Genomic DNA, 26,081 nt, shown 5'->3' on the forward strand with positions numbered 1-26,081 from the left:
GAGCCGATCCGGGTTCTGTTCAACGCATCCGCGGGTTACAGCGCCACCGCCGAGGCCGAAAGCACGCCGGCGGCGTTCACCGCCATCGGGCGATCATGGAATACAATTGCCGTGCCGTGCAAAGGGACACGGCCAACAAGGGAAATGCCATGAGGCTCATCAACGAACTTCTGGAACCGAAGGGCGAGACCGAGCGGACCACTGAATACATCACCGCGCCGCTGAACGTCACCGATGGCGAGGTCATGGACCCCGAGCGCCTGGCCGCACTCACCGCCGCGCCCGCAGACATGGCGATCCAAATGCCTGCCAATGCCGCATGGTGGGCCTCCGGTCGGGGTGAGGCGGCCGAGCGGCGTTGACTGGAGTTCATGCCGCATTAGCGCCGCCCGGGACGTCGCGGCTTTCCAGAAAAGCTCGATGTCTCCCCACGATTGCGCACAGGCCTCGCTGCCCGTGCGCGCATAACAATATGACCGCAGGGGAATGCCATGACCGATTCATCAAACGCCGCGCTAATCGCCCGGGCGGAACGAGCCGAGCAGGGCAGCTATCTGCTCCTGTTTGCGCCAGCACTCCTACTGGTGGGATTATTCCTAGGCGGGCCGCTCGGGCTCTTGTTCTTCCAGTCACTGCGCGAGGGTGACAGCTTCTCGTTCGTCCACTACGCACGCATCTGGCAGGAAGAGATCTACTGGCGCACCTATGCCGATACGCTGCAGATCAGCTTGCTGGTGACCGTCCTGTCAATCGTGTTCGGCTTCCCGCTCGCTTATGCCGCCGCCGTTGCCTCACGCGGATGGTCGACGCTGATCCTCGCGCTGGTGATGCTGCCGTTCTGGACCTCGGTGCTAGTGCGCACCTATGCCTGGCTGGTGGTGCTGCAGCGCCGCGGGATCATCAACACCACGCTGATAGATCTGGGCATCATCGAAAAACCGCTGTCGCTGTCGCACAATTTCACTGCCGTATTGATCGGGATGTTGCATGTGATGATCCCCTTCATGGTCTTCCCGCTCTATGCAGCGTTGTCAAAAATCCCGACCGAACTCACGCAGGCCGGCCATTCGCTGGGGGGCAGCACCTTCTACGTTTTCCGCCGTATCATCCTTCCGCTGGCCGCGCCGGGCGTGGCCGCCGGCTCGGTTCTGGTGTTCATCCTCTGCCTCGGCTTCTACCTGACGCCCGAGCTTCTGGGCGGCGGCAAGACGATCATGGTTTCGTCGCTCGTCCAACGAAATGTCGAGCTCTACCTGCAGTTCGGCGCAGCGAGCGCGGTAGCCATGGTGCTGCTGGCGATGGTCTGCACCATCTTCTGGGCGGTCGATCGCGCGCTGCCTGTCGAAAAGATCGTCGGTATGCGCTGAGGAGACGGCCATGACCATTTCCCGCCTTGGCCTCTGGGCCATTACTGCTCTTGTCCTGTTCTTCATGGTGATGCCCATCGTCATCGTGTTCGTGATGTCCTTTTCGGACTCACGCTTCCTGACATTCCCGCCGAAGGCCTTCAGCCTGCGTTGGTACGAGGAGTATTTCGGCGATCGCGATTGGATGGACGCGACTTGGAACAGCTTCCTTCTGGCCACGCTGACGACCCTGATCGTGGTGCCGGTTGGCACGGCGGCGGCCTATGCCGCGAACGTCTCGCAATCAAGCCTTGTGCGGCGGCTGCAGATCCTGCTGCTGACCCCGGTCATGGTACCTGTCATCATCCTCGCCGCAGGGCTTTACATGGTCTATGCTCAGGTCGGTCTGGTGGCGACTAAGGTCGGGCTCGTGTTCGCCTTTGCCATGATGAACCTGCCCTATGTCTTCATCTCGGTACTGGCAGGGCTGCGCTCTTTCGACATGAGCCAGGAAGACGTAGCGCGCAGCTTGGGCGTCAATCGCTTCACGGCCTTCATGAAGGTGACGCTGCCGCAGATCAAAGCCTCGGTTATTACCGGCGCGCTCTTTGCCTTTATCGGGGCTCTGGATGAAACCGTGGTCTCCATCTTCATCGCCGGAGGAGAGAACCAGACCCTGCCGCGGCGTATGTTCATGAGCCTGCGCAACGAGATCGACCCTACCATTGCTGCAATCAGTTCGGTTCTGATCTCGGTCTCCTTCGCCCTTGTCATTATCTCCAGTCTGCGTGGCCGCAAGGCCCGGGTCGGGCACGCCTGAAAGGATTTCCTCCCATGAGCTCCAATTTCGTACCCGTCCGTCTGGAGAAGATCGTCAAGAACTATGGCATCTTCACGGTACTGAAAGAGGTATCGATCGACATCCGTGCGGGCGAGTTTGTCTCGATCCTCGGCCCATCGGGGTCCGGGAAGACCACGATGCTGCAACTGATCGGCGGCTTTTCACGCCCTACAAGCGGTCGAGTCTGGTTCGGCGACAGCGATGTCACGCTGCTGCCGCCGCAGAGGCGCGACATTGGCGTGGTGTTCCAGAACTACGCGCTCTTCCCGCACCTTTCAGTGGCCGAGAACATCGCCTTTCCGCTCCGCGCGCGCAAAGTGCCGAGCAGCCAGATCGCCGCACAGGTTGAAAAGGCCCTCGCCACCGTCGAGCTTCCAGGTTATGGCGAGCGGCCCATCGCCAAGCTCTCGGGCGGCCAGCGTCAACGCGTGGCGCTTGCGCGCGCCATCGTCTTCGAGCCGCGCCTGATCCTGATGGACGAGCCGCTCTCCGCGCTCGACAAGAACCTGCGCGAGACGATGCAACTCGAGTTGCGCAGCCTGCATGCGAAGCTCGGCGCGACCGTCGTCTATGTGACCCATGACCAGCGCGAGGCGCTGACCCTGTCGGATCGGGTGGCGGTGATGAATGCCGGAAGGATATTGCAGGTCGACACGCCGCGCACGCTCTATTCGGCCCCTGCCGATGCCTTTGTTGCCGGGTTCGTGGGGGAATCCTCCCTGCTCCCGGTGGCGCGCACCGGGACGAATTCCGCGCGCCTGGGGGACACGGTGCTGCGCAGTGCCCGCCCGCTACCGGCAGACGGTGAACTCTACATCGCGCTTCAAGCCGAGGCGCTGCTGCCCTGCGCGGCCGACGAAACCGAAAGCGACTGCAACTATCTTTCGGGGCAGGTTCGTGACGTGGTGTTTCAGGGCGAGAGTCTGAAGGTCAAAGTGGTTCTGGCGGACGGCACGGAAATCAGCTTCCGCGTCCCCAGCCATCATTCCAACAACATCGCGCTCCCGCAGGCCGGTCAGAATGTACGGCTGAAGCTGCATGTGGAGGATACCGTCATCGTGCCTTCCTCGAACGCGGCATGACCCTGCACCGGGCCTTTTGTCGCTGGCGGGTGACCCGGCCGTTTTCTTGATGCGAATGTCGGGCCAGCCGCGCGGCCCAGGCCACGACCGCCCCATCGATCCCGCTGTCGCGGCGATCAGTCACTATCATGCGGCCACCGGCCTCTGGTCAGGCCGTCGCGGGTTCCTTTGCAACCCGCGACGCAGAAACTTTGGCCTTGTCACCCCAAAACGCCAGAACCTGCGGCGCGTTCTGCCGCTCCGGTCTGGCTTCCGCGTGGACCACATGGCAGACTCGGCTGGTCAACATGGGATCAGCACATGTCGCAACAGGATCGGATTGATCTTGAGCACTACTCCGTCACCGCGCGACCGGTGGCCACGGAGGATGTGGCCCGGCTGCACGAGTTGGCGGTTGGCGTGGGCTGGCCGCATCGCCCCGAAGACCTCCGCCAAATTATCTCCTTGGCGAAGGGCTATGTAGCCTGTGACGAAATCGGCCGGGTCGGCGGCTCGGCCCTTTGGTTTCCGTTAGGCGAGGATACCGCTTGCATCGGCATGGTCATCACTCCGCCAAGGATGCAGTCGCGGGGTGCCGGGCGCTGGCTCATGCAGCGGGTGCTGCGCGACATCGGCAAGCGCGAGATCATCGTGAATGCGACCCCGCAGGCCGTCAGACTTTACGAACAGCTCGGCTTCGGCAAATACGGTCTGGGGCAGCAGATGCAAGGCCACACCAAGGCGCCCGATACCCCTCCGGCCGTGCCTGCGGGGCTGACGCTTCGCCCGCTCTCCGGCGCGGACCTGCCTGCACTTCAGGTGCTTGATCGCGAAGCGACGGGCCATGACCGCACTGCCGTATTGCTTTGCATGTTGGAACCGGCCGACGCTGTGCTGCTGCTTGATAAAGGCGGGGCGCCGGTTGGTTATGCCTTCTCGCGGCCTTTCGGGCGCGGCGAGTTGTTGGGCCCTGTAGTCGCACGCAATGATGATGAGGCGATTGCCTTGGCAAGCCATTTTCTGTTGCGCCACGTCGGCAGCTATATGCGGCTCGACACGCTCGTCCGTCCGGGGAAGTTCACGGACTTCGTCGAAAACTGCGGCCTCGCGATATCGACAACGATCACCCAAATGCGGCTGAACCCGAAAGCCGCGGCATCGGGCACCACGCGCAGCTACGCCATGGTCGGTCAAGCCTTCGGCTGATTTCATCAGGTCATCGATCAATGGAACCAGCCATAGTATGCCGCAGCCGGCTTAGGGCATGACCGGGATCGGTTGACCGGGACGGGAAAGCACGCCGAAGCAGCCTTGGGACGTGTGGATTTGCACATTCTCGCCGACAATGGCTGCTTCGCTACTCAGGAGATACTGCTTGCCAGGCGGTTCCTGGCACTGCTTCGCAAGCGACCGAAAACCTGACGTGCGACCGCGTGCCTTTTGCAGACCAGCACAGGACACGTGAACCGGCGGCGCAGGCGCCCTCAAAGTGCCGTGGTGTTCGGTGAAGATCAACTCAACGGCACCAAAGGCACGCCGCGCGACCCCGTCAGACCAGCCGCGAAGCGCCTCGCAACCTGTCAGTGGCTCCTCGTCGCCATCAACCACCCCACCGGATGCGCCTCACGCGGCCGGGACTCTTCGTCCCTTCGAACTTGATCCCCGTCAATGCCCCCATGGCCCGGAAAGGTCTTTGCTGCCTCTAGGCACGAAGGGAGCTGGTCATGCGTGAAACAGCGGCGATCGGAAACGAGGCGCTCGTCGTCTTGTTCGACGACGTGGGCCGAAGGGACGTCGGCAGCGTCGGCGGGAAGAACGCGTCGCTTGGCGAGATGATCTCGTCGCTTGGGTCCAGGAGGATTCCGGTCCCGGCTGGTTTCGCCACGACGGCCGCCGCCTACCGCGATTTCATCCGCGCCAACGGACTGGAGGAGAAGATCCGGTGTCGCCTCCGGGATCTGGAAGCGGGCAAGGCGTCGCTCGGCGAAACAGGCGCAGCGATCCGGGCGATGATCCTCGAAGGAGAGTGGCCGAAGGAGACGGCGAAGGCCATCGAGGCAGCCTATGCCGAGCTTTGCAGCAGGTCGGGGAAAAAGGAGCTGGACGTCGCGGTGCGTTCCAGCGCAACGGCCGAGGACCTGCCGGACGCGAGCTTCGCCGGGCAGCAGGAGACCTTCCTCAACATTCGCGGCAAGAAAGCGCTCATGGATGCCTGCCGGCGCTGCTACGCCTCGCTCTTCACCGACCGCGCGATCAGCTACCGCACGGCAAAGGGTTTCGATCACATGGCGGTGGCGCTGTCGGTTGGCGTACAGCGCATGGTGCGTTCCGACGTCGGCGGTTCGGGCGTCATGTTCTCGCTCGATACCGAGACCGGGTTCCCGGACGTGGTCGTGATCGACGCGGCCTGGGGCCTGGGCGAGAACGTCGTGCAGGGCGCCGTCGATCCGGACGAGTACCAGATCTTCAAGCCGCTGCTGGCTCGACCGGGCCTGACGCCGATCATCCACAAGAGCCTCGGCGAGAAGAAGCAGAAGATGATCTACGGCTCCGGCGACCGCCCGACGAGGAACGTTCCGACGTCCAGGGTGGAGCGCACGAGCTACGTCCTGGAGGACGCCGAGATCCTGCGCCTCGCGAACTGGGCGGTCGCCATAGAGGACCACTATGGCTGCGCGATGGACATGGAATGGGCCAAGGACGGCGAGACAGGCGAGATGTTCATCGTCCAGGCACGGCCCGAGACGGTGCAGTCGCGGGCCGATGCCGCGGCGTTGAAGTCCTATTCCGTCTCCGGCCAGGGAAAGACGCTTGCGAAGGGACTGGCGATCGGCTCGGCGGCCGTCTGCGGCCGCGTCTCCATCATCGAAAACGCGCGCGACATCGATCGCTTCGTCGACGGATCGGTGCTCGTCACCGGAACGACGGATCCGGACTGGGTGCCGATCATGAAGCGGGCCGCCGCGATCGTGACCGACCATGGCGGGCGCACCTCGCATGCCGCGATCGTCAGCCGGGAGCTCGGTCTGCCGGCGATCGTGGGCACCGGCAATGCAACGCATGTGCTGCACGACGAGCAGGACGTGACGGTCTCGTGCGCAGAAGGCGACGAGGGGTTCGTCTATTCGGGAACCGCCGAGATCGGGATCGAAAAGGTGCGGGTCGACGACATTCCGGAGACGAGGACGCAGGTGATGCTGAACCTCGCCAATCCGGCGGCGGCCTTCCGCTGGTGGCGATTGCCGTCCGATGGAGTCGGCCTCGCGCGGATGGAGTTCGTGGTGGGCAACCACATCCGTGTCCACCCGATGGCGCTGGTGCGCTTCGACGAACTGCGCGACGAGAAGGTCCGGGCCGAGATCGAGGAACTGACGCGCGGCTACGCCGAAAAGACCGACTACTTCGTCGACCGGTTGTCACGCGGCCTCGCGCGGATTGCCGCCGCCGTCTACCCCAAACCGGTCATCGTTCGCATGAGCGATTTCAAGACCAACGAATATGCCGGTCTCCTCGGCGGAGCGCAGTTCGAGCCGGAGGAGGAAAACCCGATGATTGGCTTCCGCGGTGCCGCCCGATACTACTCGCCGCGGTACCGCGAGGGCTTTGCGCTCGAATGCCAGGCGATCAGACGATTGCGCGATGAGATGGGCTTTGCCAACGTCGTCGTCATGATCCCGTTCTGCCGCTCGATCCTCGAGGCCGACCGCGTTCTCGATGTCATGGCCGCGAACGGCTTGAAGCGCGGCGAGAACGGCCTGGAAGTCTACGTCATGTGCGAGATACCGTCGAACGTGGTTCTCGCGTCGGAGTTCGCCAAGCGTTTCGACGGTTTCTCGATCGGATCGAACGACCTGACCCAGTTGACCCTGGGCGTCGACCGCGACTCCGCCGAGCTGGCGGAACTCTTCGATGAGCAGGACCCGGCCGTGAAGTGGATGATCTCGAACGTCATCTCCGAAGCGCGAAAGGCCGGCAGCAAGATCGGCCTGTGCGGCCAGGCGCCCAGCGATCATCCGGAGTTCGCGCGCTTCCTTGTCGAGTGCGGAATCAGCTCGATTTCGGTCAGTCCCGACAGCTTCATCGCCGTCAAGCGCATCGTCGCGGCCGCCGAATCCGGCGGCTGACTGGCTCAATGGCATCGGTATCGAGTTCGGCCGGCACGGCGCTTCGCCTGACGATGCTGTTGTAGTCCAAATTGACCTGATGCCGACGGTCAGTCCGCGTCGATCTTGTCGACGAATTCGGCAGCGCTCATTGTCCCGCCTCCCCGAACTCTCGCCGCAGGGCTTCCGTCTGGGCGCCGAGGGCCGGGACCGGTCCGCCCTTGATCTCGCGCCGGACGGGCGATGCGACGCCCTCGAAGAGACCGCCGGGGGTTTCCACCGCGATGCGCCGCAAGGCGGCATGCGAGGACAGGTCCGCGACCGTCGAGACGTTCGACCATGCGAGCTTGTTGGCCTCGAGCTTTTCGATGGCCTGGGCGCGCGTCATGCCGCCGAAGACGCCTGCCATGATCGCGCCGAGTGCCCGCCGGTTCTCCACGCGGCTCGGATTGTCGCGGTAGAGCGGGTCGTCGATCAGGTCCGGCCGTTGCAGAACGCCCGTGCACAGGCGGCGCCACTCGCCGGGATTCTGCACCACGATGACGATCTCGCCGTCGGCGCACGTCACGGCGCAATAGGGATAGATCGCGGCATGCTCCAGGCCCGAGCGGGGCGTGGCCTTTCCGCCGTAGTCGTGGTGCAGCAGCGGCACGCTCATCATGTCGGCCATGGTATCGAACATGGCGATCTCGATCGCCTTGCCCTTGCCGGTGACCGATCGCTCGACCAGCGCTTCGAGGATGGCGGCATGCGCGTTCATGCCGGTCATGACGTCGGCGATGGAGACGCCGACCTTCACCGGCGTGTCGGGCGTGCCGGTAACGGAGCACACGCCGCTCTCGGCCTGGATCAGCATGTCGTAGGCACGCATAGCCCGCGCGGGACTGTCCTGGCGGTAGCCGACGATGTCGACCGCGATCAGCCGCGGATGGCGCGAGACGACGTCGGCCGCGCCGAGCCCGAGCCGCCGCGCGGCGCCGGGCGCCAGGTTCTGGATGAAGACGTCGGCCCTGGCGACCATCCGCTCGACCAGGGCGCGGTCGGCCTCGTCCTTGATGTCGAGGACGGCGCTCTCCTTGCCGCGGTTGAGCCAGGCGAAATAGGCGCTCGTGCCGTGCACGGCCTTGTCGTAGTGCCTGGCCGTCTCCCCCTCGGCCTTCTCGATCTTGATGACGCGGGCCCCGGCGTCTGCGAGCCGCAGCGTGCAGGTGGGCGCCGCGACCGCCTGTTCGATGGCGACGACCAGCAGTCCCTCAAGCGGAAGCATTGCGCCGGCCTCAGTAGGAGCGCGGCATTCCGAGCACGTGCTCGGAAAGGTAGCTGAGGATCAGGTTGGTCGAGATCGGCGCCACTTGGTAGAGACGCGTCTCGCGGAATTTGCGTTCGATGTCGTATTCCTCCGCGAAACCGAAGCCGCCATGCGTCTGCACGCAGGCCTCCGCCGCCGCCCACGAAGCCTCGGCCGCCAGCATCTTGGCCATGTTGGCCTGCTCGCCGCAATCCTGCCCGCTCTCGAACAGGCCTGCGGCCTGCTGCACCATCAGTTCCGCCGCGCGCATTTGCGCATAGGCCCGCGCGATGGGGAACTGCACGCCCTGGTTCTGCCCGATCGGACGGCCGAACACCGAGCGTTCGCTCGCATAAGCCGAGGCCTTCTCGATGAACCACTTGGCGTCGCCGATGCATTCGGCCGCAATGAGGATGCGCTCGGCGTTCATGCCCGACAGGATGTAGCGGAAACCCTTGCCTTCCTCGCCGATCAGGTTCTCGGCCGGCACGCGCACGTTGTCGAAAAAGACCTCGGTGGTGGAGTGGTTCATCATGGTGCGGATCGGCTTGATCGTCATGCCCGACTTCAGCGCCTCGCGCATGTCGACGATGAAGACCGACATGCCGTCGGTGCGCTTTGCCGCCTCCTCCTTGGGTGTCGTGCGAGCCAGGAGCAGCATCAAGTCCGAATGCTCCGCGCGCGAGGTCCAGACCTTCTGGCCGTTGACCACATAGGTGTCGCCCTCGCGCCTGGCGAAGGTCTTGATCGAGGTGGTGTCGGTCCCGCTGGTCGGCTCGGTCACCCCGAAGGCCTGGAGGCGCAGTTCGCCGGATGCGATGCGCGGCAGGTATTCCTGCTTCTGCGCTTCGCTGCCGTGCCGCAGCAATGCGCCCATGATGTACATCTGCGCATGGCAGGCCGCGCCGTTGGCGCCGGCGCGCTGGACTTCCTCCAGGATCGCCGCGGCGGCCGACAGCGGCAGGCCGGAGCCGCCATACTCCTCGGGAATGAGCACCGAAAGATATCCGGCCTCCGACAGCGCGCTCACGAACTCGCTCGGATAGGCGTTTTCGCGGTCGAGCTTTCGCCAGTAGTCGGGCGCGAAGCTGTCGCACAGCTTGCGAACGCTTTGCCTGATCTGGGCGATCTCGTCGCCCTGTGGAAGATCCTTGATCGTCATGCCTGCCCGTTCGTCCCCGTCATCATTCCGCGGCCATGCCGGCGCGTGCCTCTTCGCCAGCCGGCATCAGCGTGCCGATCGCTTCGCTCTCGCCGATCGCCCACAGCCGCGGCAGGAGTTTGTCCAGTTCGGCCGGGGCCGCCGCACCCGAGAACGCGGCCAGCCCGCGCACCTTTGCTTCGATCTCTTCGCGGCTCAGCGTGTTGCCGGGATCGCCCTTCGGCTCGTCCACGCGCGCCTCGACGTGCCGTCCGTCCACCGTCTCTACCGCTACCTTGCCGATCCAGCGGGCCGGATAGGCTTTGTCCACTTCCTCGTCCAGTTCCATGCGGACGCAGTCGCGGAAGGCCGCGATGTCCTGCCGGGCATAGGCCTGATCGAACTCGTTCATGCCGGCGCGGCCGAAGGCGGCGATCAGGCCGAGCGTCGTACCCATGGAGAATTTCGCCTGGTGGACGCTCGAGGGCGCGACCACCGGACCGAGCACGTCGATCGCGCCCTGGTGCACGCGCGCCGTCACGCTGGCGATGTCGGCCATCGCCAGTCCGTTCTCCTGCCTCGCCTTCAAGAGCGCATCCGCCGCGGGATGGGTGTGTCGGCACGAGGCGTGGAACTTGAACGAGGTTTCGGCCAGGGCCCAGCGGGCACCGAGGCGGTCCGTCAGCCTGGCGGGATCGGCATCGCTCGACATGCCGGCCGCCATCCCCTGAAGTCCTTCCAGAATCTGCTTCGCGCCGGTGAACCCGTCTTTCGCCAGGCATGCGGCCGTCAGCCCGTTGGCGGCCGCCTTGCCTGTGTGGAGTGGCTTGGAATCGGCGCCGTCGCGCAGGAATTCCCAAAGCCCCGCGGCCTGCGTTCCCGCCGAGCCGAAGGCGTCGAGCATGGCCTCCGCCGAAAGGCCGAGCAGCCGCCCCGCTGCTGCGGCGGCGGCGATGGTCCCGGCGGTGCCGGTGGTGTGAAAGATCTTGTAGTGCGAGCGGCCGAGGAACTCGCCGACGCGGATGCCCACCTCGTAGCCGGCCACCGCCGCCGTGATGAACTCGCGGCCCGACGCGCGGTGCGCTTGCGCGAGCGCCAGTGCGGCCGGGAAGACCACCGCGGCTGGATGAAACACCGAGCCGTTGTGGACGTCGTCCTGTTCCGCCACGTGCGAGGAAGCCCCGTTCACCAGTGCCGCGAAGAGCGGAGACGAGGTCGAGCGGTCGATGAGGATCTCGCAGGCCCCGCCCCCGGGACCCATCGACCTTGCGAAGCCGGCCATGATCTCGACCGGACGGACTCCCTTGCCCGCAAGCGCTGAGCCGGTCCAGTCGACGAAGAGATCCACCGCGCGGGCTACGACATCCGCCGGAATGTCCTCGAAGCGCAGCCCGGCGGCGAATGCGGCAAGTTCCGCGCCGGGGTGTCCGATCTTCTCATCGCGCATGATTTTTCCTCCGCTTGGTGATAGACGGCATTCGCTCGCGCCGCCAGCCGGCCCGGACGTGGCTTCCAGCACGCGATACGGCCGACCGCAATTCGTCATTCGGGAAAGCTGTTTTCAGTCGAATTGAACGGGGCCGCAACCCGGCGATACCTATGACCGCATCGCCCGGATGGCGATCCCGGGCCGCTCGCGCCCGATGGCGGCGGAGCGGAGCGGCTCGGTCATCGTTCGACCCGCACGGGTTTACCGCTCGATCCGGTGGCGATCAGTGCGTCGATCAGGCGGTGAACCTTCAGCGCTTCCTCGCCGGTGACTTTCGGCTCGCGGCCGGTGCGGATCGCGTCGACGAAGTCCGCCATCACCGAGCGGTGGTAGTCGTGCGGGAAGGCCATCGGGTCGGCACCGGTACCGCCGGCGCTTTCGTCCGGCTCGATCGTGACGCGCCTGCCGTCCTGGTAATGGACGATGAGGGACGTGCCGGCCAGATCCGCGGTGCCCTTCTCGCAGGTGATCTCGATGCGTTCGGGAAAGCCCGGATAGGCGGCCGTCGTTGCGTCGATGGTGCCGAAGGCGCCGTTCTCGAACTTCACCGCCGCGCAGACCATGTCCTCGGTCTCCATGCGGTGCACGGGCGTCGTGGTCGCATAGCCGGCGACCTCGGTGACGGGGCCGGCCAGGCTCAGCATGAGGTCCAGCGTGTGGATGCCCTGCGAGATCAGCACCCCGCCGCCGTCGCGCGCGAAGGAACCCCGGCCGGCCTCGTCGTAGTAGCTCTGCGGCCGCCACAGGCGGATCGACGTCGAGCAGCCGACCATGCGACCGAGATCGCCCTGGGCAAGAATCTCCGCCAGCTTTTGGCCGGCGGGCCGGAAGCGGTGCTGCAGGACCACGCCGAGCGTCACGCCGGCGGCCCGGCACCCTTCGACCAGTTCGACCGCGCGCTGCGTGGTGATGTCGAGCGGCTTTTCCATCAGCACGTGCTTGCCCGCGGCGGCACATCGCAGGGCGATGTCCCGATGGGTGTTCGCAGGCGTGAAAACCGCGACTGCGTCGACGGTGTCGTCCGCCAGGACGGTCTCCAGGCTGTCGCAGAGCGGGAAGGGGAAACGCTCGCCGAAGGCTCTGCGGCGCTCCGAGCTCGGGCTGAAGGCATGCGCCACCTCGACCTCGTCGGCTAGGTCAAGGAGGCCCTTGGCATGGGGCGTGACGGCCATGCCGAGGCCGACGATGGCGATACGTGTCTTCATTCCTGCTCCGATTCCGTTCGGGTGTAGGACCAGTTGATCCTGCGGTGTCGCCGGTACCGGCTCGCCCCGTCAACGCTGCGGCGGTTTCCCGATGGCTTGCCGCAGGATAGCGTCGGCGTCCGCCGGCACAGCGTCCGAGATCCAGGCGACGAACTGGTCCGGGCGAAGGAGGATGTGGCGCGCATCGTACCGCTCTCGCCCGCCCTGCCGGTCGTCTTCGACGACCGTCAACGGCACGGCTGCGGCGTGCGCTGCCTTGCGCAGGTCCGCCACCGCACGTGCATCCCCGTCCAGCGCCAGTAGCGTAAAGCCGGCTCCGAGTTCCTCATAGACGTTTCGCCCGCAGGACAGAATGGCGGGCGCCAGGTGATGTCCGGCTCGGGCCTTGAAGGCGTGGCTCCCGACCGCACTCGTATCTCCACCGGCGCCGAGTACGATCGGCGAGCCCTCGTAGTTCGGTTCGAAGGCGTCGACCTCGCCGCTTGCGCCTGAGCCGCGTGCCTGCCACTCGGCCTCGAACGCCGCCTTGTCGCGGTCGGGCGCGAAGGCTTCGAGGAATGCCCGGTCGTTCTCGATCGCCTTCCCGATGAAATCGCGCGCGGTGGAGGCGAAGACCGGGCGCCGCTCGGCATCGTAGCTGTCGAGAAGGTGCGTTCCGCCCCAGCCCTGAAGGACGGCCGCCAGCTTCCAGCCGAGATTGCGGGCGTCCTCGAAGCCCGTGTTGATACCGTAGCCGCCATACGGCGGATGGCTGTGCGCGGCGTCGCCGGCAAGGAAGACGCGTCCGTCGCGGTAGCTGTCGGCGATGGCGAAGCGCAGGTCCCAGAAGCCGATGTGCTCGAAATCGACCTCGAATTCCGCGCCGGCGGCACGGTGCAGGTAAGCGGCGAAATCGAAATTGTCCTTCGTCGTGCCGCGCGGCACCGGAGCGTGGAAGAACCATGTCTCGCCGAGATCGACGCGGCCGAAGAACTGCCAGTAGCCCTCCAGGTCCGGATGCAGCACGTTGTAGTAGGATTTCCCCGGAAAGCGTTTCAGGAGTTCGTGCAGGCCCTTCGACCGGAAGACGAGCAGCACCATGAGCCGGTCGTGGTCGGACAGGGTCTGGGTGATGCCGGCGCTCTCGCGCACCAGCGAACGGCTCCCGTCGCAGCCGACCACATAGCGGGCGTCGATGTTCAGATGTCCGTCCGTGCCCGAGGCCGCAACGCTCGCGCGGTCCGCCTCCTGCCGCACCTCCGTCGCGGCAACACCGTAGAGCAGTTCCACGGTTTCCAGGTCGGCAGCGCGCGCGCGCAGGACTTCTTCGGTCGCGTACTGGGGAAGTCTTTCGTTGTCGGTGAAGTAGTAGGGCCGCACGAGAGCGCGCTGCAGCCAGTCGTAGTGATAGCCGCCGAGCAGCGTGCCATAAGCGGTCAGGCCGCCGATCCCGTAATCCTTCGGAATGGTCCGCGCGGCCCTCAGCGCCTCTTCGGCACCCCAGAAGTGGAAATGCTCCATCGTCCGCTGCGTCAGGTTCTGGCCTTTGGGGACGCGCTGCGGTTGCGCAAATCGCTCGATGACGACCGTGCGAACCCCTCGCTGTCCGAGTTCGATGGCGAGCCCCATGCCGACGGGGCCGCCGCCGACGATCGCCACGTCGGCGGAAATTTCGCGTGTTTCGTTCATCAGTGCCTGTCCGATTGTGCCACTCTGACGTCGAGCAGGGCCGAGCGCCGCTCCTCGCGGATCACCCGAAGCGCCCGCTCGAGCGCTGCGGGCAGGTCGTCCGCTTCCTCCACCCGCTCTGCATGGGCGCGACTGGCCCGGGCGATCATCTGGAAGTCCGGGGAGGGTTCCAGGGAGACGAGGGGCATGCGATTGGCGCTCGCCGCCTTGCCGCCGGGATAGGAATTCACCACGGACCGCCGCACCGCGTTCCATATGCCGTTGTTCTTGATGATGGTGAGGATCGGCAGGTCCATCGCCTCGGAGATCTGGTGGCAGGCCACCGGATTGGCGAACATGTAGGAGCCGTCGCCGACGCAGGCCACGCAGAGCCGCGTCCGGTCGTGGAGTTGCGCGCCGAGCGCCGCCGGCATCGCCCAGCCGAGCCCGCCGGAATGCGGCGCGGTGAACAGACGGTTGGGGCCTTTGAGGTCCATGGCCGAAGGCACGACGCCGAGTTCGGAAAAGACCACGCCGTCCTCGCCGAGGACGTCCGAGAGGCACCGGCTCATCCATTCCGCCGTCATTGCGCCGTCCGCCCCGACCGTCTTGGTAACGTCGCCGCCGGATCTCGGCGACACGGTGCCGACAGCGCCCCTGCGCGCGCCGGCGTCCTCCAGAGCGTCGTGCAGCATCGCCAGTCCGGCCGCCGGATCGCCGGCCAGCGACAGGTCGCTCCGGTAGCTCCTGACCGGCATGCGGGCGAACAGCGGATCGGGCCCCAGGGAAATCACGGTGGCGTTTTTCGGCCTGTGCAACTTCTCGATCCAGGGAACGCCCGAATCCACCACCAGCACCACGTCGGCGGCGGCGAGCGCGTCCCTGACGTCGTAGCCGGCCAGCATCGGATGGGAGGAAGGCAGCACGTTGCGCACGGTGAACGGTTCGACGACCGGGATCGAGAAGGCCTGCGCCAGTCGCGACAGGGCGTCGGCGGTGGCGCCGGACGGGTCGGAACGCTGGCACAGGATGAGTGGCGACTTCGCCGACGCGAGCAGCCCGGCCGCCCGGGCGACCGCGGCCGGATCGGGCCGCTGCGGCGCCGACGGGGCCTGGGGCGCGGGCGGGAATAGGTGGTCTTCCGGAAAAGCCTCGGCCAGCGGTTCGCGCGGAAGCGAGAGATAGACCGGGCCGCGCGGCTCGCTCAATGCGATCGCCATCGCCCTTTCCACCATCGAGCCGCCCTGCTCGGCATAGCGCATCTCGTAATTGTACTTGGTCGCGTCGCGCACGATCGACGTCTGGTCGAACATTTCCTGCCCGTACTGGATCGGCGTCACCCGCGCCCCGGTGCGGCCGTGCTCGGTGATGGGCGTGCGTCCAGACATGACGATCATGGGGATGTTGTCGCTTGCCGCGTTGATGACGCCCATCGCGGCGTTGGCGAGGCCGACATTGACGTGGACCATGACCGCCTGCGGCCTGCCGGAAACGAGATAATAGCCGTGCGCCATCGCCACCGCGGCCGTCTCGTGCGGGATGGTGAGAGGCAGCGGGACCTGTTCCCCCGAGGCGCGGGCGGCGAATGCCTCGATGATCGATGGAAAGTCGGTCCCCGCATTGGCGAAGAGGTAGTCGATGCCGCTCGCCTTCAGCGTCAGGAGAACCGCCTCCGCGCCCGTGCGCGGGCCACTGCCCTCATCTCCTCCAGCATCCATCGGCCCTGTCCTCCCCAACGCACCCCTAAGGGACGCGACGTCATTTTCTCTCTTGAGCCATGGCGGCAATGCAATACAATGATAGAAATCTCATTCTGTGAGATTTTGCAACGCAAGTTGCCAAGCAGCCGGGTCATCCGGAGCATCAGGGAGGATGAAATGAACAGATATATCGCGCCTTTGGCGCTCGCAGCGTCGCTTGCGCTTCTCGGAACGGCGGCCGCGCAGACCGTCGGCATCGCAACGTCGAACCCGGGCTCGCTCTTCCACAACATCGGAACCGCCGTCGCCAAGGCCGCCAATGATGCCGGCCTGAACGCGACGATCCAGCCGGCGACCAGCCCCAACCAGTACATGCCCCTGGTCAACGCCAACGAAGTGGAGTTCGGCGTCGGAAATCTCGAGGAGTTCAACAACGCTCTCACCGGGGAAGCATGGTTCTCCGACACCGGCGCCAGCGACAAGTTGCGCGTCGTCGGTCTGATCATGCCGATCAGGGAAGCGATCTTCGTTCGCGCCGACAGTGACATCATGTCGGTCGCCGATCTGAAGGGCAAACCGATGGTCGACGGCTACACGGCGCAGCAGACCATCCTGCCGCAGCTCGACGCCATCTACGCCACAGCCGGACTGGCGCGCTCCGACATGCAGCCGGTGCAGGTGCCGAGCGTGGTGGCCGGTGCCGACGCCTTCATCGCCGGCGATGCCGTCGGCTTCATCTTCGCCCACGGCGCGGGCAAGGTTCGCGAGGCGGATGCGGCGGTCGGCGGCATCCGGGCGCTCGGCGTGCCGGACACGCCGGAAGCGGTCGCCGCCATCAAGCAGCATTGGAAGACCGGTTACGTCGTCAGGATGGAGCCCGGACCGGCCGCGCCCGGCGTGCTGGAGCCCGGTACCTTCATCGCCTATCCGCAGCTCGTCTTCACCAATGCCGACGTCAGCGACGACGTGGTCTACGCCATGACCAAGGTGCTCCACGACGGCAAGGAGGCGATGAAGGCCGCATTCCCGCCCTTCGCGGCCTTCGACCCGAAGGCAATGGTCGGCGAGACGGCGCCGGGCGAATACCATCCGGGCGCCATCCGCTTCTACAAGGAAGCCGGCCTCTGGAAGGAGTAGCCGCGGCGGCCTGAGGAAGAACCTGTCATGGGCGGTGCGGCGTCGCCGACGATCTGGCGGCCGGTCGCGGCGGTGCTGGCCGCCGCGATCACCATCGTTGCGGCGGCCTGGTCGCTCGGCGTCCCGCGCATGCTGGGCGTTTCCTACTATCCGCAGCAGTTTCTGGCGGTCGTTCTCGCGCTGGTGCTGCCGCTGGCGTTCCTGCTGCTCACGCCGCGCGGCACGCGGCGCGACGGACCGGTCGCCTGGTATGACATGGCCGCCGCGCTCGTCGGCATGCTCGCCGCGGGCTACGTCGCGATCCACTACGCGACCGTCGTCAACCAGGTGTTCCTCAGGCCCGTCTCCGCCTATGTTCCGGGCGTCATCCTCGTCCTGCTCCTGTTCGAGGCGCTGCGCAGGTCCACCGGCTGGGCGCTGGTCGCCATCATCGGCGCCTTCCTCCTCTATGCTATGTTCGGCGACCTCGTTCCCGGCAGGCTCGCGGGCCGTCCGCAGGACTGGCAGAAGCTCGCCGGCTACATGGCCTACGACGTCAATGGCATCTTCGGCCTGCCGATGGCGGTCGCCTCCACGATCGTGATTGCCTTCATCTTCTTCGGCGCCCTCTTGACCGCCACCGGCGGTTCGAAGTTCTTCACCGATGCGGCGCTCGTCACCATGGGGCGCTTCCGCGGCGGCTCGATGAAGATCGCGGTGGCGGCCTCGGCGCTGTTCGGCTCGATCTCTGGCTCGGCGGTGGCAAACGTCGTCGCGACCGGCGTGGTCACCATCCCGATGATCAAGCGCGACAATTATCCGGCGCACAAGGCGGGTGCCATCGAAGCGGTCGCCTCGACGGGCGGCCAGCTCATGCCGCCGGTCATGGGGGCAGCGGCCTTCCTGATGGCCGAATTCCTGCAGGTGACCTACGCGGAAGTGGCGCTCGCCGCGCTCGTGCCGGCGCTGCTCTACTATGGCGCACTCTTCATCCAGGCCGATCTGGAAGCGGCGCGCCTCGGCATTTCGGCCGCGCCTGCGAGCGAGATGCCGTCGCGCCGCACCATCATCGGTGGTCTGCATTTCCTGCTCGCCTTCGCGCTGCTGATCTACGCGCTGTTCAGTTTGAACTGGCAGCCCGAGCGCGCGGCGCTGCTCGCCTGCGCGACCGTCGTCGTCACGGCGCTGGTCTTCGGCTACGACGGCGTCCGCGCCTCGGTGCTCACGCTCTTGAGGACGATCGTCGCGACGGGCGAGCAGGTGGTGGAGATCATCGTCATCTCCGCCGCGGCAGGCCTCGTCATCGGTGTCCTCAACATCACCGGGCTCAGCTTCAACCTGACCTATGCGCTGGTGCTGCTCGGCGGCGGCAGCACCATCGTGCTGCTTGTCCTGTCGGCGGGCGTCTGCATCGTGCTCGGCATGGGACTGCCGACGCTCGCGGTCTACGTCCTGCTTGCCTCGCTGGTGGCGCCGGCGCTGGTGGAGGTGGGGCTGGAACCGATGGCGGCGCACCTCTTCGTGCTGTACTTCGGCATGATGTCCATGATCACGCCCCCGATCGCGCTGGCCGCCTTCGCGGCCGCCAGCATCGCGCGCGCCGACCCGATGCAGACGGGCTGGGCCTCGGTCAAGTTCGGCTGGCTCGCCTTCGTGATCCCGTTCCTGTTCGCCTTCTCGCCGACGCTGATCCTGGTCGGCGAGCCCGGCGAGATCGTTCTGGCCATCGTCACCGCATCCCTCGGCGTCTGGCTCGTCTCGGCGGGTCTGGCGGGCTATTTCGCGGCTCGGATGTCGATGGCGCAGCGCGGGCTCTTCTGTGTCGCCGGGATCGCCGCCCTTGTTCCGGCGGGCGCCTTTCCCGGCGCCATCTACACCGACGTCGTAGGCGCCGCGCTGGGCATATTCCTCATGGCTTCGTCCTGGTTCTCCGCCCGTTCCGCGCCGGGCTCGCAGGTGGTGCGGTGAGCGAGAACAACAGCCTGGAGCGGATGCTGGGCGTCCTCAACGTCTTCGACGAGGCGCATCCAGAGTGGACGCCCGAGGAGTTGCAGGAGCGCCTCGGTTACAGCCGTCCGACCCTCTATCGATACCTGAAGACGCTGAAGGAAACGGGTCTCATCGTCAGCGTGCGTGAGGCGGCCTACACGCTCGGCCCGAAGGTGGTCGAGATGGACTTTCTCCTGCGCAAGGCGGACCCGCTGGTCGTGGAGGGACAGCCCTTCCTGGAGGACTTGGCCGGCCGTCACCCGGGCACGGCATTCCTGTCGCGCTGGTACCGCGACCGGGTCCTGTGCGTCGTGTCAGTGCGCACGTCCGACGAGGCCGTTTCGAGCTACCCGCGCGGCAGGCCGATGCCTGTCGGGCGCGGTGCCACGTCGCACGGCATCCTCGCCTTCCTGCCGCGCCGCCAGATGATCCCCCTCATCGACAGCCGCATGGATACCTTTCGCGAAATCGGTTTCGGCGCGGACCGCGACGCGGTCATGGCGCGATTCCGGGCGATCCGCCGCGACGGCTACGTGACGGCGCGCGGCGAGGTGACGCCCGGCGTGGTCGGCACCGGCGCTCCGGTCTTCGATTCCTCCGCCGCGCCCGTCGCGAGCCTGTGCCTGACGATGGCCGAGCGCCACGCGGATGCGATCGGCCTCGCCAAACTGGGACGCGAAGTGGCCGAAACCGCCGCCCGCATCAGCGAGCGGCTCTCCTCGCGGCGGCTCCTCGACGCGGCCGAATAGACAATCCCGACACGACAGGCAGGACTGGACATGAAAAAGATCGACGTCTTCACCCACATCTGGCCGGAGGCCTACTTCAAGGCCTTGATCGGCATCGTCGGCGAGATGCATGCAATCACGGCGCGCTCCGGCCGCGTGCCGATGATGACGAACCTCGACCGCCGCTTCGAGGTCATGGACATGTTCGGGGACGACTACTGCCAGATCTTGTCCCTGGCGGCCCCGCCGCTCGAAGCCATATGCACGCCCGACCAGGCGCTGGAACTCTCCCGCATCGGCACCGATTCCATGGCCGAGCTCTGCGCGAAATACCCGCGCCGCTTCCCCGGCTTCATCGGCACCGCGCCGCTCTCCAATTCCGCCGCCTGCGTCGACGAATGCCGCCGGGCGATCGAGGAGAAGGGCGCCGTCGGGATGCAGATCTACACCAACGTCAAGGGCCAGCCGCTCGACCTGGATGAATTCGCACCCTTCTTCGCCTACATGGCCAGGGCCGGCAAGCCGGTCTGGATGCATCCCGCGCGTACGCAGGACTTCCCCGACTACCTGACCGAGGACCGCTCCGAATACGAGATCTGGTGGACCTTCGGCTGGCCGTACGAGACCTCGGCCGCGATGGCGCGCATGGTCTTTTCGCGTTTCTTCGACCGCTTCCCCGGCCTGAAGGTGATCACCCACCATTCCGGCGGAATGGTGCCCTTCTTCGAGGGCCGTGTAGGCCCGGGCTGGGACCAGATGGGCAAGCGCACGACCGACCGCGACCTCGGCGCGGTACTGAAGACGTTGAAGCGCCCGCATCTCGACTACTTCAAGGAATTCTACGCCGACACCGCCTCCTTCGGCTCGAAGAAGGCGATCGAGCATGCGGTGGAGTTCTTCGGCGAGGAGCGTGTGCTCTTTGCCTCCGACGCCCCCTTCGATCCGGAAGGCGGGCCGATGTACATCCGCGAGACGATCCGGATCCTCGACGGGCTGGAAGACGAGGCGTTGAAGCGCAGGATCTACCAGGACAACGCCGTCGCGCTGCTCGGCCTCTCGGTCTGAGAGGAAGGACCGGCGAACGCGCGCTCGCCCGTCAGGCAGTGTGCGACCTGATCCGACTGGCAGCCATGGCATGCCAGGCGAGGTAGGCGAGTGCGATGCCGGTCGCCGGCAGCCAGATGCCTGGTTCGCGCATCATCACCGCGCCGGCGAGCGCGATGCGGAGCAGCGTCTCAGGCCCGCCCATGCGCCGAACGTCGAACCGGGCGAGGGCGCCGGCAAGAAGATAGAGGCACAACGATAGCCGCGCGAGGACCAGCGCAAGTGAAGCCCAGTCGATGCCCGGCCCGTAGCCGGGGAGGAACTCGATGGCGCTGGGCGTCGCCATGGCCGGATCGAGCTTGGCCGCATCGATCAGCAGCAGTTCGGGATAGAAGGCGAAGACGAAGGGCAGCACGAACATGACGATGCCGGCCCGCACGGCGGCGAAACCGGTCGCCATGGGATCCGCCTTGGTGATCGAGGCTGCCGCGAAGGCGGCGACCGCCACGGGCGGCGTGATCGCGGAGGCGACCGCGAAGAAGAAGATGAACATGTGCGCCGTGAAGGGCGCTATTCCGAGCCCGATCACCAGCGGTCCCATCAGAAGCGCGACGTTGACATAGGCCGGCACCGTCGGCATGCCCATGCCGAGCAGGATCGCCATCAGCATCGTGACGAAGAGCGCCGCGAGGAGGAAGACGCCGCCCGACTGAAGCTCGGGCGCGAAGAGGCGCAGCATCGACAGGACGTCGCGCGCGATGAAGCCCGAAAGCCCGGTGAAGTTGAGGCAGAAGTCGATGACGGAAACCGAGAGGAACATCAGGTAGAGCGTCGCGATCAGCACGCCCGCATCCGCCAGTGCTTCGATCAGCTGCGCCGGCCGGCGCCGGAACTCCGGGTCGAGCAGGAAAAGCACGGCCAGCAGCGCCACCGCCCACCAGCCCGCGGATCCGGCGTCGCCTGCCGAGTTCTGGACGAGCTGGAAGAGCCAGGGCAGGTTCTCCGTCCGGCAGGATCCGTCCTCGACGATGCGCTCGATGCCGATGAGCCCGGCAATCGGGCCGCAGCCCACTGCCTCCTTGGGGGTCAGAAGCAGGAACATGATCAAGAGGATCGGTGCCAGGATCATCAACAGGTTCAGCCGGTCCTGGCCCGTCAGCGCCATCTCGGGCGTCTTCTCGCCGACTGCCACGATGCCCTGCTTGCGAGCCTGGAAGACGACCGTCAGGAACAGGCATCCGAAATAGGCGAGCGCCGGCAGCGAGGCGGCGATGATGACTTCGCGATAGGGCGTGACGGTCATTGCGGCCAGCACGAATGCCGCGACCCCCATCACCGGCGGCATGATCTGCCCACCCGACGATGCCGCCGCCTCGATGCCGCCGGCGAAGTTCTTTGTGAAGCCGCGCCTGAGCATCATCGGGATCGTGAGCACGCCGGTCGACAGCACGTTCACCACCGGCCCGCCGGAAATGGTTCCGAACAGCGCGGAGGAGACGATGGCCGCATGGGCCGGACCGCCGCGCAGGCGCCGCGTCCAGAGGAAGGCGAGCTTGATAAGCGACCGCCCGCCGCCGGAGATACCGAACAGCGAGCCGAGCACGATGTAGGGAAAGACCGTGGACAGGAGAATGCCCATGAAGCGGCCGAGGATGCCCTGCGCGTTGTTGACCAGGATGTCCTCGACGTTGGGACGCCCGTCCATCAGCATCCGCGGCTCGCCACCGAGCTTGGTGATGAGGTACTTGTTCATGTCCTCGGCGCCGAAGACATACCAGGCCAGCACCGTCGCCAGCGTGTAGGCGGCGATGAGGATGGCGACCGACACCAGCGCAAGGCCCCAGACCCGGACGTTGTAGCCCAGGAACACCGCGATCCCCGCGCCGACGACGACGAAGATCCAGCCGCCGAGAGTGTTGATACAGGCGGGGTCGTCCACCGATGTGGGGGCGGGCAGGCCATAGAGTTCCGCGAATTCGCGCTCCTCGGCCAATGCTCGGGAGATCAGCTCCGCCCTCTCGCCGGTGACGCGGTCGATCAGGCAGACCGAGTCGATCTCGACGAGATAGGCCAGCGCGACGAGCACCGACATCACGACGAGGGCGATATCCATGAACAGACCGAACCCGCGCCAGATGGCGCCCCGGTTCAGGTCGGCATACTGCGCCCGGAAGGAATGGTTGAGCGCCACGATCGCCATCATCAGGACGAAGGCAATCGGATAGAGCCACTGATAGGGAAACTTGCGGATCGGGAAATCGGGGTTCCCGACCATGTCCTGGACGAACGCATCGAGCCCGGGGATGGAGGGGATCGTGTTCAGGAGCCCGATCGCCACCAGCACGAGCCCGAGCAGGCGCGCGGCGCGCTTCAACGGCGTGACGGTCGCGGTTGGTTCCATGACTCTCCAGGAGGTATTGACGAAGAACGGCAGGCGAGCCGCTCAAGCCCGCCTGCCAGGCGATCAGGTCACTCGGCGCAGTCCGGGATCGCGTAGCCCGCCTCCTCCCACGCCGCGACGGCGCCGGGGTGGTACTTCAGCGTGAGCGCCCCGCAGAAGCCGGTCGTCTCCTCGTCCACGACGTCGAAATTGACGTTGGCGGCATAGGGCGCGCGCTTCTTGAGTTCCGGTATCGACGCGATGTAGGCGGCCGTGATCTTCTTCACGAGATCGTCGGGCATGTCGGCGCGCACGAGGGTGGCGAAGGGCACGCCGGGCGAACGGAAGTAGCCGTCCTCCGAGATCAGCGTCACGCCCTGGTCGGGGCCGTAGCCCATGTCCTCGCCCTTGATCACGACGGGCGAATTGCCTGGCGCGCGCAGGAACTTCTTCATGCCCTCGCTTTCCCAGATTTCCTTGGGAAAGGAGATGAGGTTGACGTTGCCCGCGGCAAGCGCCGTCACGACGCGGTCCGACGGGAAGGTCACGGGAACCATGAAGGCTTCGGCCGAACCGTCCACCAGGACGGTCGGCAACTGGCCCCAGTTGGTCTGGAGGCCCTTGTAGTCCTCGCCGTCCTTGAAGCCGCCTGTGCCGAGCTGCAGCGTCTGGCGTCCGAGCGTCAGCGCCGCCCCGCTCGGCGGGCCGTTCCAGACCGTGCGGCCCTTGATGTCCTCGTAACTGCGGATTCCGGATGCGACGGGCGCGAACAGCCCGTAGGCGCCGGCGTTGTAAGGCCACATGGCGCGGACCTTTTCGGCCAGCGCCTTTCCGTTCTCACCCTGGCTGCTGAAGGGGCCGCGGCCGTTTTCGAGAAGGAAGTGCAGGACGGTCGGCGCCGTCGCGATGTCGGTCTTGCCTTCGGCCACGTTGACGATGGAGTTGGTGGCGGTCTGGCCTTCCGAGACCTGTATGTTGGCGATCCCCTCGCGCGCCAGCACGTCGGCCAGATGGACCATGTTCACATGGGGCGAGTTTCCGGGGCTCGAGGTCTCGCCGGTGAGGTTGACCTGCGCCAATGCGGCTTGCCCCGCCAGGCAGAGCGCCGCCGCGCAGCCGAGGATTGCGATCTTTCGAGTGACTCTTGACGACATTTCTTGTTTTCCTCCCTGTTGATGAACATTCCGGTGCGTTCTTCGCCCCGGCACCTCCCTATTCCGCGGCTTTTCTCGCGCGCATGTCGCGCGCCTTGCGCCCGACATATTTCGCTACGATCTCCGGGTCGGCGTCCTCCTCGCCGACCACGCCGATCAGCACGCCCTTGCGGCCTGACTTGCTGCGGGCAGCCCGCAAGGCGTCGTTGGAGATCGTGGTCCGCGCCGCCGGGCGCCGCGCCCAGGCGAACAGCCTGTCGTAGAGCGCCGCGCGAATGTCTTCCTGCGCCGGCGAGGCGCCCAGGTCCTCCAGTTCGTCGGGATCGGCGTCGAGGTCGAAGAGCATGGGCCGGAAGCCACCCTCGAAGTGGATCATCTTCCAGCGGCCGTCGAACACCATGAACATGCGCGCGTCGGCCGGATGCAGGCCGAGCTTGCCGGCGAGAGGGCTGGCCGAATAGTCATATTCGCAGAAGACCGCCTCGCGCTGAGGCGCCGCGCCGCCGCGCAGCAGAGGCAGCAGCGACTTTCCCTCCAGGATGTGGTCGAGCCGCGAAGGATCGCTTCCCGCCGCCTCCACGAAGGTCGGCAGGAGATCGAGGCATTCCACAAGTGCGTCGCAGACCGAGCCGCGCGTGGCGTCGGCCTTGTTCGACGGATCGTAGATGATCAGCGGAACCCTGATGCTGGCATCGTGGAAGAAGGTCTTCTCCCCCATCCAGTGATCGCCCATGAAGTCGCCATGGTCGGAGGTGACGACGATCATCGTGTCGTCCATCCGGCCTGTCTCTTCGAGCCAGCCGAGCAGCACGCCCATCTGGTCGTCGCATTGCTTGATCAAGCCCATGTACGCCCGCAGCACCTTGTCGCGCACGTCGTCGCGCGACAGCGCACGGCCGACCGGCGCGTTCTGGAATCCCCGGAAAACCGGATGGTCCGTGTCCCGCTCGGCCTGCGAACGGACGGGCGGCAGGAAATCCTGCCGTCCGTACATCGAGGCGTAGGGTTCTGGCACGATGTAGGGCCAGTGCGGCTTGATGTAGCTCAGGTGGCAGAGCCACCGCGCGTGGCGCTGGCCTTCGATGAACTCCATCCCGCGACGCGTGAGATAGGGCGTCTCGCTGTCCTCCTCGCGGATATTGGCGGGAAGGTCGGAATTCTTCAGGAACCAGCCCGAAAGCACATTGCCCGTCTCGTCGACGGCGGAGTTGGCATAATCGTGCCAGGGATTGTCGCCGTCGTAGCCCTTCCCGCGCAGGTATTCGTTGTATTTCAGCGCGCCGCCCGGATCGTAGAGGCCGTCCGGTCCCTCCGGCCGCATCCCGTCGTCGCGCTCGAAGACGTCGAAGCCACATTCGCTCACCCGGGCGCCGATGACGCTGTCGGGTTCGAGGCCGAGCCGCCGCATTCCTTCGGCATCCGCCGCCATGTGCGTCTTGCCGACGAGCCAGCAGCCCATTCCGACGTCGCGCAGATGGTCGCCCATCGTGCGTTCGCCGACCTTCAGCGGCACGTTGTTCCACGACGCGCCGTGGCTGTGCACGTAGCGGCCGGTATAGGTCGACATGCGCGAGGGACCGCACAGCGGCGACTGCACGTAGGCCCGCGTGAAGCGCACGCCCTTGCCGGCGAGCCGGTCGATGTTCGGCGTCTTCAGGTACGGATGGCCATAGCAGCTCAGATAATCCCATCGAAGCTGGTCGAACATGATGAAAAGGATGTTCTTCGGCTCGGCCATGCCTGCGATGTCTCCTCCCTGGAGCGTCGCCGCGTATCGCGCGGTCTGTCTTGCGAGGCCGACTGTAGCCGCGCCCGCGCGATCGGGGAAATAACAACTTCCGAGCAGATA

Annotated in this window: 19 protein-coding genes; 10 read left to right on the plus strand and 9 right to left on the minus strand. The window is 66.0% G+C overall.

All coding sequences use genetic code 11. The features are described from left to right. Positions 1-149 precede the first annotated feature (149 nt). From ABGN05_RS17220 to ppsA, 6 genes are all read left to right on the plus strand, one after another. A complete protein-coding gene (locus tag ABGN05_RS17220) occupies positions 150-362 on the plus strand; it encodes a hypothetical protein (protein WP_367955275.1) in 213 nt (70 codons plus the stop codon). A gap of 129 nt (positions 363-491) precedes the next feature. Then, positions 492-1,367 (plus strand): ABC transporter permease, encoded by an 876-nt coding sequence (locus tag ABGN05_RS17225; protein ID WP_367955276.1) that lies wholly within the window; start codon positions 492-494, stop codon positions 1,365-1,367. 10 nt (positions 1,368-1,377) lie between these two features. Then, positions 1,378-2,166: an ABC transporter permease gene (locus ABGN05_RS17230; RefSeq protein ID WP_367955277.1), complete on the plus strand. Its 789-nt coding sequence runs from the start codon at positions 1,378-1,380 to the stop codon at positions 2,164-2,166. Between the two features lie 14 nt (positions 2,167-2,180). Continuing rightward, entirely contained in the window at positions 2,181-3,269 is a 1,089-nt protein-coding gene (locus ABGN05_RS17235; protein ID WP_367955278.1) for an ABC transporter ATP-binding protein, read from the plus strand. A 300-nt stretch (positions 3,270-3,569) separates the two neighbouring features. After that, positions 3,570-4,454: a GNAT family N-acetyltransferase gene (locus ABGN05_RS17240; protein ID WP_367955279.1), complete on the plus strand. Its 885-nt coding sequence runs from the start codon at positions 3,570-3,572 to the stop codon at positions 4,452-4,454. Positions 4,455-4,972: 518 nt separating this feature from the next. Then, entirely contained in the window at positions 4,973-7,372 is a 2,400-nt protein-coding gene (gene ppsA / locus ABGN05_RS17245) for a phosphoenolpyruvate synthase (RefSeq protein WP_367955280.1), read from the plus strand. A 127-nt stretch (positions 7,373-7,499) separates the two neighbouring features. On the opposite strand, the gene ABGN05_RS17250 is transcribed toward ppsA, so the two are convergent. The 6 genes from ABGN05_RS17250 to ABGN05_RS17275 form a co-directional block, all read right to left on the minus strand. After that, complete coding sequence (locus ABGN05_RS17250) at positions 7,500-8,618, minus strand: CaiB/BaiF CoA transferase family protein (RefSeq protein ID WP_367955281.1); 1,119 nt, start codon at positions 8,616-8,618, stop codon at positions 7,500-7,502. 10 nt (positions 8,619-8,628) lie between these two features. Further along, positions 8,629-9,801 carry an acyl-CoA dehydrogenase family protein gene (locus tag ABGN05_RS17255; RefSeq protein WP_367955282.1) on the minus strand — a complete coding sequence of 391 codons (1,173 nt, stop codon included), beginning with the start codon at positions 9,799-9,801 and terminating at the stop codon, positions 8,629-8,631. Positions 9,802-9,823: 22 nt separating this feature from the next. Next, entirely contained in the window at positions 9,824-11,227 is a 1,404-nt protein-coding gene (locus tag ABGN05_RS17260) for an MmgE/PrpD family protein (protein ID WP_367955283.1), read from the minus strand. Between the two features lie 221 nt (positions 11,228-11,448). Beyond that, positions 11,449-12,474 carry a Gfo/Idh/MocA family protein gene (locus ABGN05_RS17265; protein ID WP_367955284.1) on the minus strand — a complete coding sequence of 342 codons (1,026 nt, stop codon included), beginning with the start codon at positions 12,472-12,474 and terminating at the stop codon, positions 11,449-11,451. A gap of 69 nt (positions 12,475-12,543) precedes the next feature. Further along, on the minus strand, positions 12,544-14,142 hold the full coding sequence (locus tag ABGN05_RS17270; protein ID WP_367955285.1) for an FAD-dependent monooxygenase: 1,599 nt from the start codon (positions 14,140-14,142) through the stop codon (positions 12,544-12,546). Continuing rightward, positions 14,142-15,839 carry a thiamine pyrophosphate-requiring protein gene (locus ABGN05_RS17275; protein ID WP_367955286.1) on the minus strand — a complete coding sequence of 566 codons (1,698 nt, stop codon included), beginning with the start codon at positions 15,837-15,839 and terminating at the stop codon, positions 14,142-14,144. Before ABGN05_RS17275 ends, ABGN05_RS17270 begins: the two co-directional genes overlap by 1 nt. Positions 15,840-15,998: 159 nt before the next feature. Here ABGN05_RS17275 and ABGN05_RS17280 point away from each other — a divergent pair, with 159 nt between their 5' ends. Genes ABGN05_RS17280 through ABGN05_RS17295 form a run of 4 tightly spaced genes read left to right on the plus strand, consistent with a single transcriptional unit; the run spans position 15,999 to position 20,719 of the window. Beyond that, complete coding sequence (locus tag ABGN05_RS17280; RefSeq protein WP_367955287.1) at positions 15,999-16,958, plus strand: TAXI family TRAP transporter solute-binding subunit; 960 nt, start codon at positions 15,999-16,001, stop codon at positions 16,956-16,958. Between the two features lie 27 nt (positions 16,959-16,985). After that, positions 16,986-18,905, plus strand: coding sequence for a TRAP transporter permease (locus ABGN05_RS17285; protein ID WP_367955288.1), 1,920 nt, complete (start codon positions 16,986-16,988; stop codon positions 18,903-18,905). After that, a complete protein-coding gene (locus tag ABGN05_RS17290) occupies positions 18,902-19,675 on the plus strand; it encodes an IclR family transcriptional regulator (RefSeq protein ID WP_367955289.1) in 774 nt (257 codons plus the stop codon). The genes ABGN05_RS17285 and ABGN05_RS17290 overlap by 4 nt, the downstream gene beginning before the upstream one ends. Before the next feature lie 30 nt (positions 19,676-19,705). Continuing rightward, positions 19,706-20,719 (plus strand): amidohydrolase family protein, encoded by a 1,014-nt coding sequence (locus ABGN05_RS17295; protein ID WP_367955290.1) that lies wholly within the window; start codon positions 19,706-19,708, stop codon positions 20,717-20,719. A gap of 31 nt (positions 20,720-20,750) precedes the next feature. Here ABGN05_RS17295 and ABGN05_RS17300 read toward each other — a convergent pair whose 3' ends face one another. The 3 genes from ABGN05_RS17300 to ABGN05_RS17310 form a co-directional block, all read right to left on the minus strand. Continuing rightward, a complete protein-coding gene (locus ABGN05_RS17300) occupies positions 20,751-23,099 on the minus strand; it encodes a TRAP transporter permease (RefSeq protein ID WP_367955291.1) in 2,349 nt (782 codons plus the stop codon). 68 nt (positions 23,100-23,167) lie between these two features. Next, positions 23,168-24,232, minus strand: a complete 1,065-nt coding sequence (locus ABGN05_RS17305) for a TAXI family TRAP transporter solute-binding subunit (protein WP_367955292.1) — start codon at positions 24,230-24,232, stop codon at positions 23,168-23,170. A gap of 58 nt (positions 24,233-24,290) precedes the next feature. After that, positions 24,291-25,970 carry a sulfatase-like hydrolase/transferase gene (locus tag ABGN05_RS17310; RefSeq protein WP_367955293.1) on the minus strand — a complete coding sequence of 560 codons (1,680 nt, stop codon included), beginning with the start codon at positions 25,968-25,970 and terminating at the stop codon, positions 24,291-24,293. Positions 25,971-26,081 lie beyond the last annotated feature (111 nt).

Source organism: Aquibium pacificum, from assembly GCF_040839445.1.
In the GTDB taxonomy this organism is placed as follows: Bacteria; Pseudomonadota; Alphaproteobacteria; order Rhizobiales; family Rhizobiaceae; genus Aquibium; species Aquibium pacificus.

What these genes read in the sequence shown, in the direction of transcription:
- ABGN05_RS17310 (WP_367955293.1), bottom strand. Translation starts at nt 25,970, where the DNA reads ATGGCCGAGCCGAAGAACATCCTTTTCATCATGTTCGACCAGCTTCGA.
- ABGN05_RS17240 (WP_367955279.1), top strand. Translation starts at nt 3,570, where the DNA reads ATGTCGCAACAGGATCGGATTGATCTTGAGCACTACTCCGTCACCGCG.
- ABGN05_RS17275 (WP_367955286.1), bottom strand. Translation starts at nt 15,839, where the DNA reads ATGGATGCTGGAGGAGATGAGGGCAGTGGCCCGCGCACGGGCGCGGAG.
- ABGN05_RS17280 (WP_367955287.1), top strand. Translation starts at nt 15,999, where the DNA reads ATGAACAGATATATCGCGCCTTTGGCGCTCGCAGCGTCGCTTGCGCTT.
- ABGN05_RS17295 (WP_367955290.1), top strand. Translation starts at nt 19,706, where the DNA reads ATGAAAAAGATCGACGTCTTCACCCACATCTGGCCGGAGGCCTACTTC.
- ABGN05_RS17255 (WP_367955282.1), bottom strand. Translation starts at nt 9,801, where the DNA reads ATGACGATCAAGGATCTTCCACAGGGCGACGAGATCGCCCAGATCAGG.
- ABGN05_RS17305 (WP_367955292.1), bottom strand. Translation starts at nt 24,232, where the DNA reads ATGTCGTCAAGAGTCACTCGAAAGATCGCAATCCTCGGCTGCGCGGCG.
- ABGN05_RS17220 (WP_367955275.1), top strand. Translation starts at nt 150, where the DNA reads ATGAGGCTCATCAACGAACTTCTGGAACCGAAGGGCGAGACCGAGCGG.
- ABGN05_RS17235 (WP_367955278.1), top strand. Translation starts at nt 2,181, where the DNA reads ATGAGCTCCAATTTCGTACCCGTCCGTCTGGAGAAGATCGTCAAGAAC.
- ABGN05_RS17230 (WP_367955277.1), top strand. Translation starts at nt 1,378, where the DNA reads ATGACCATTTCCCGCCTTGGCCTCTGGGCCATTACTGCTCTTGTCCTG.
- ABGN05_RS17260 (WP_367955283.1), bottom strand. Translation starts at nt 11,227, where the DNA reads ATGCGCGATGAGAAGATCGGACACCCCGGCGCGGAACTTGCCGCATTC.
- ABGN05_RS17285 (WP_367955288.1), top strand. Translation starts at nt 16,986, where the DNA reads ATGGGCGGTGCGGCGTCGCCGACGATCTGGCGGCCGGTCGCGGCGGTG.
- ABGN05_RS17225 (WP_367955276.1), top strand. Translation starts at nt 492, where the DNA reads ATGACCGATTCATCAAACGCCGCGCTAATCGCCCGGGCGGAACGAGCC.
- ABGN05_RS17265 (WP_367955284.1), bottom strand. Translation starts at nt 12,474, where the DNA reads ATGAAGACACGTATCGCCATCGTCGGCCTCGGCATGGCCGTCACGCCC.
- ppsA (WP_367955280.1), top strand. Translation starts at nt 4,973, where the DNA reads ATGCGTGAAACAGCGGCGATCGGAAACGAGGCGCTCGTCGTCTTGTTC.
- ABGN05_RS17250 (WP_367955281.1), bottom strand. Translation starts at nt 8,618, where the DNA reads ATGCTTCCGCTTGAGGGACTGCTGGTCGTCGCCATCGAACAGGCGGTC.
- ABGN05_RS17300 (WP_367955291.1), bottom strand. Translation starts at nt 23,099, where the DNA reads ATGGAACCAACCGCGACCGTCACGCCGTTGAAGCGCGCCGCGCGCCTG.
- ABGN05_RS17270 (WP_367955285.1), bottom strand. Translation starts at nt 14,142, where the DNA reads ATGAACGAAACACGCGAAATTTCCGCCGACGTGGCGATCGTCGGCGGC.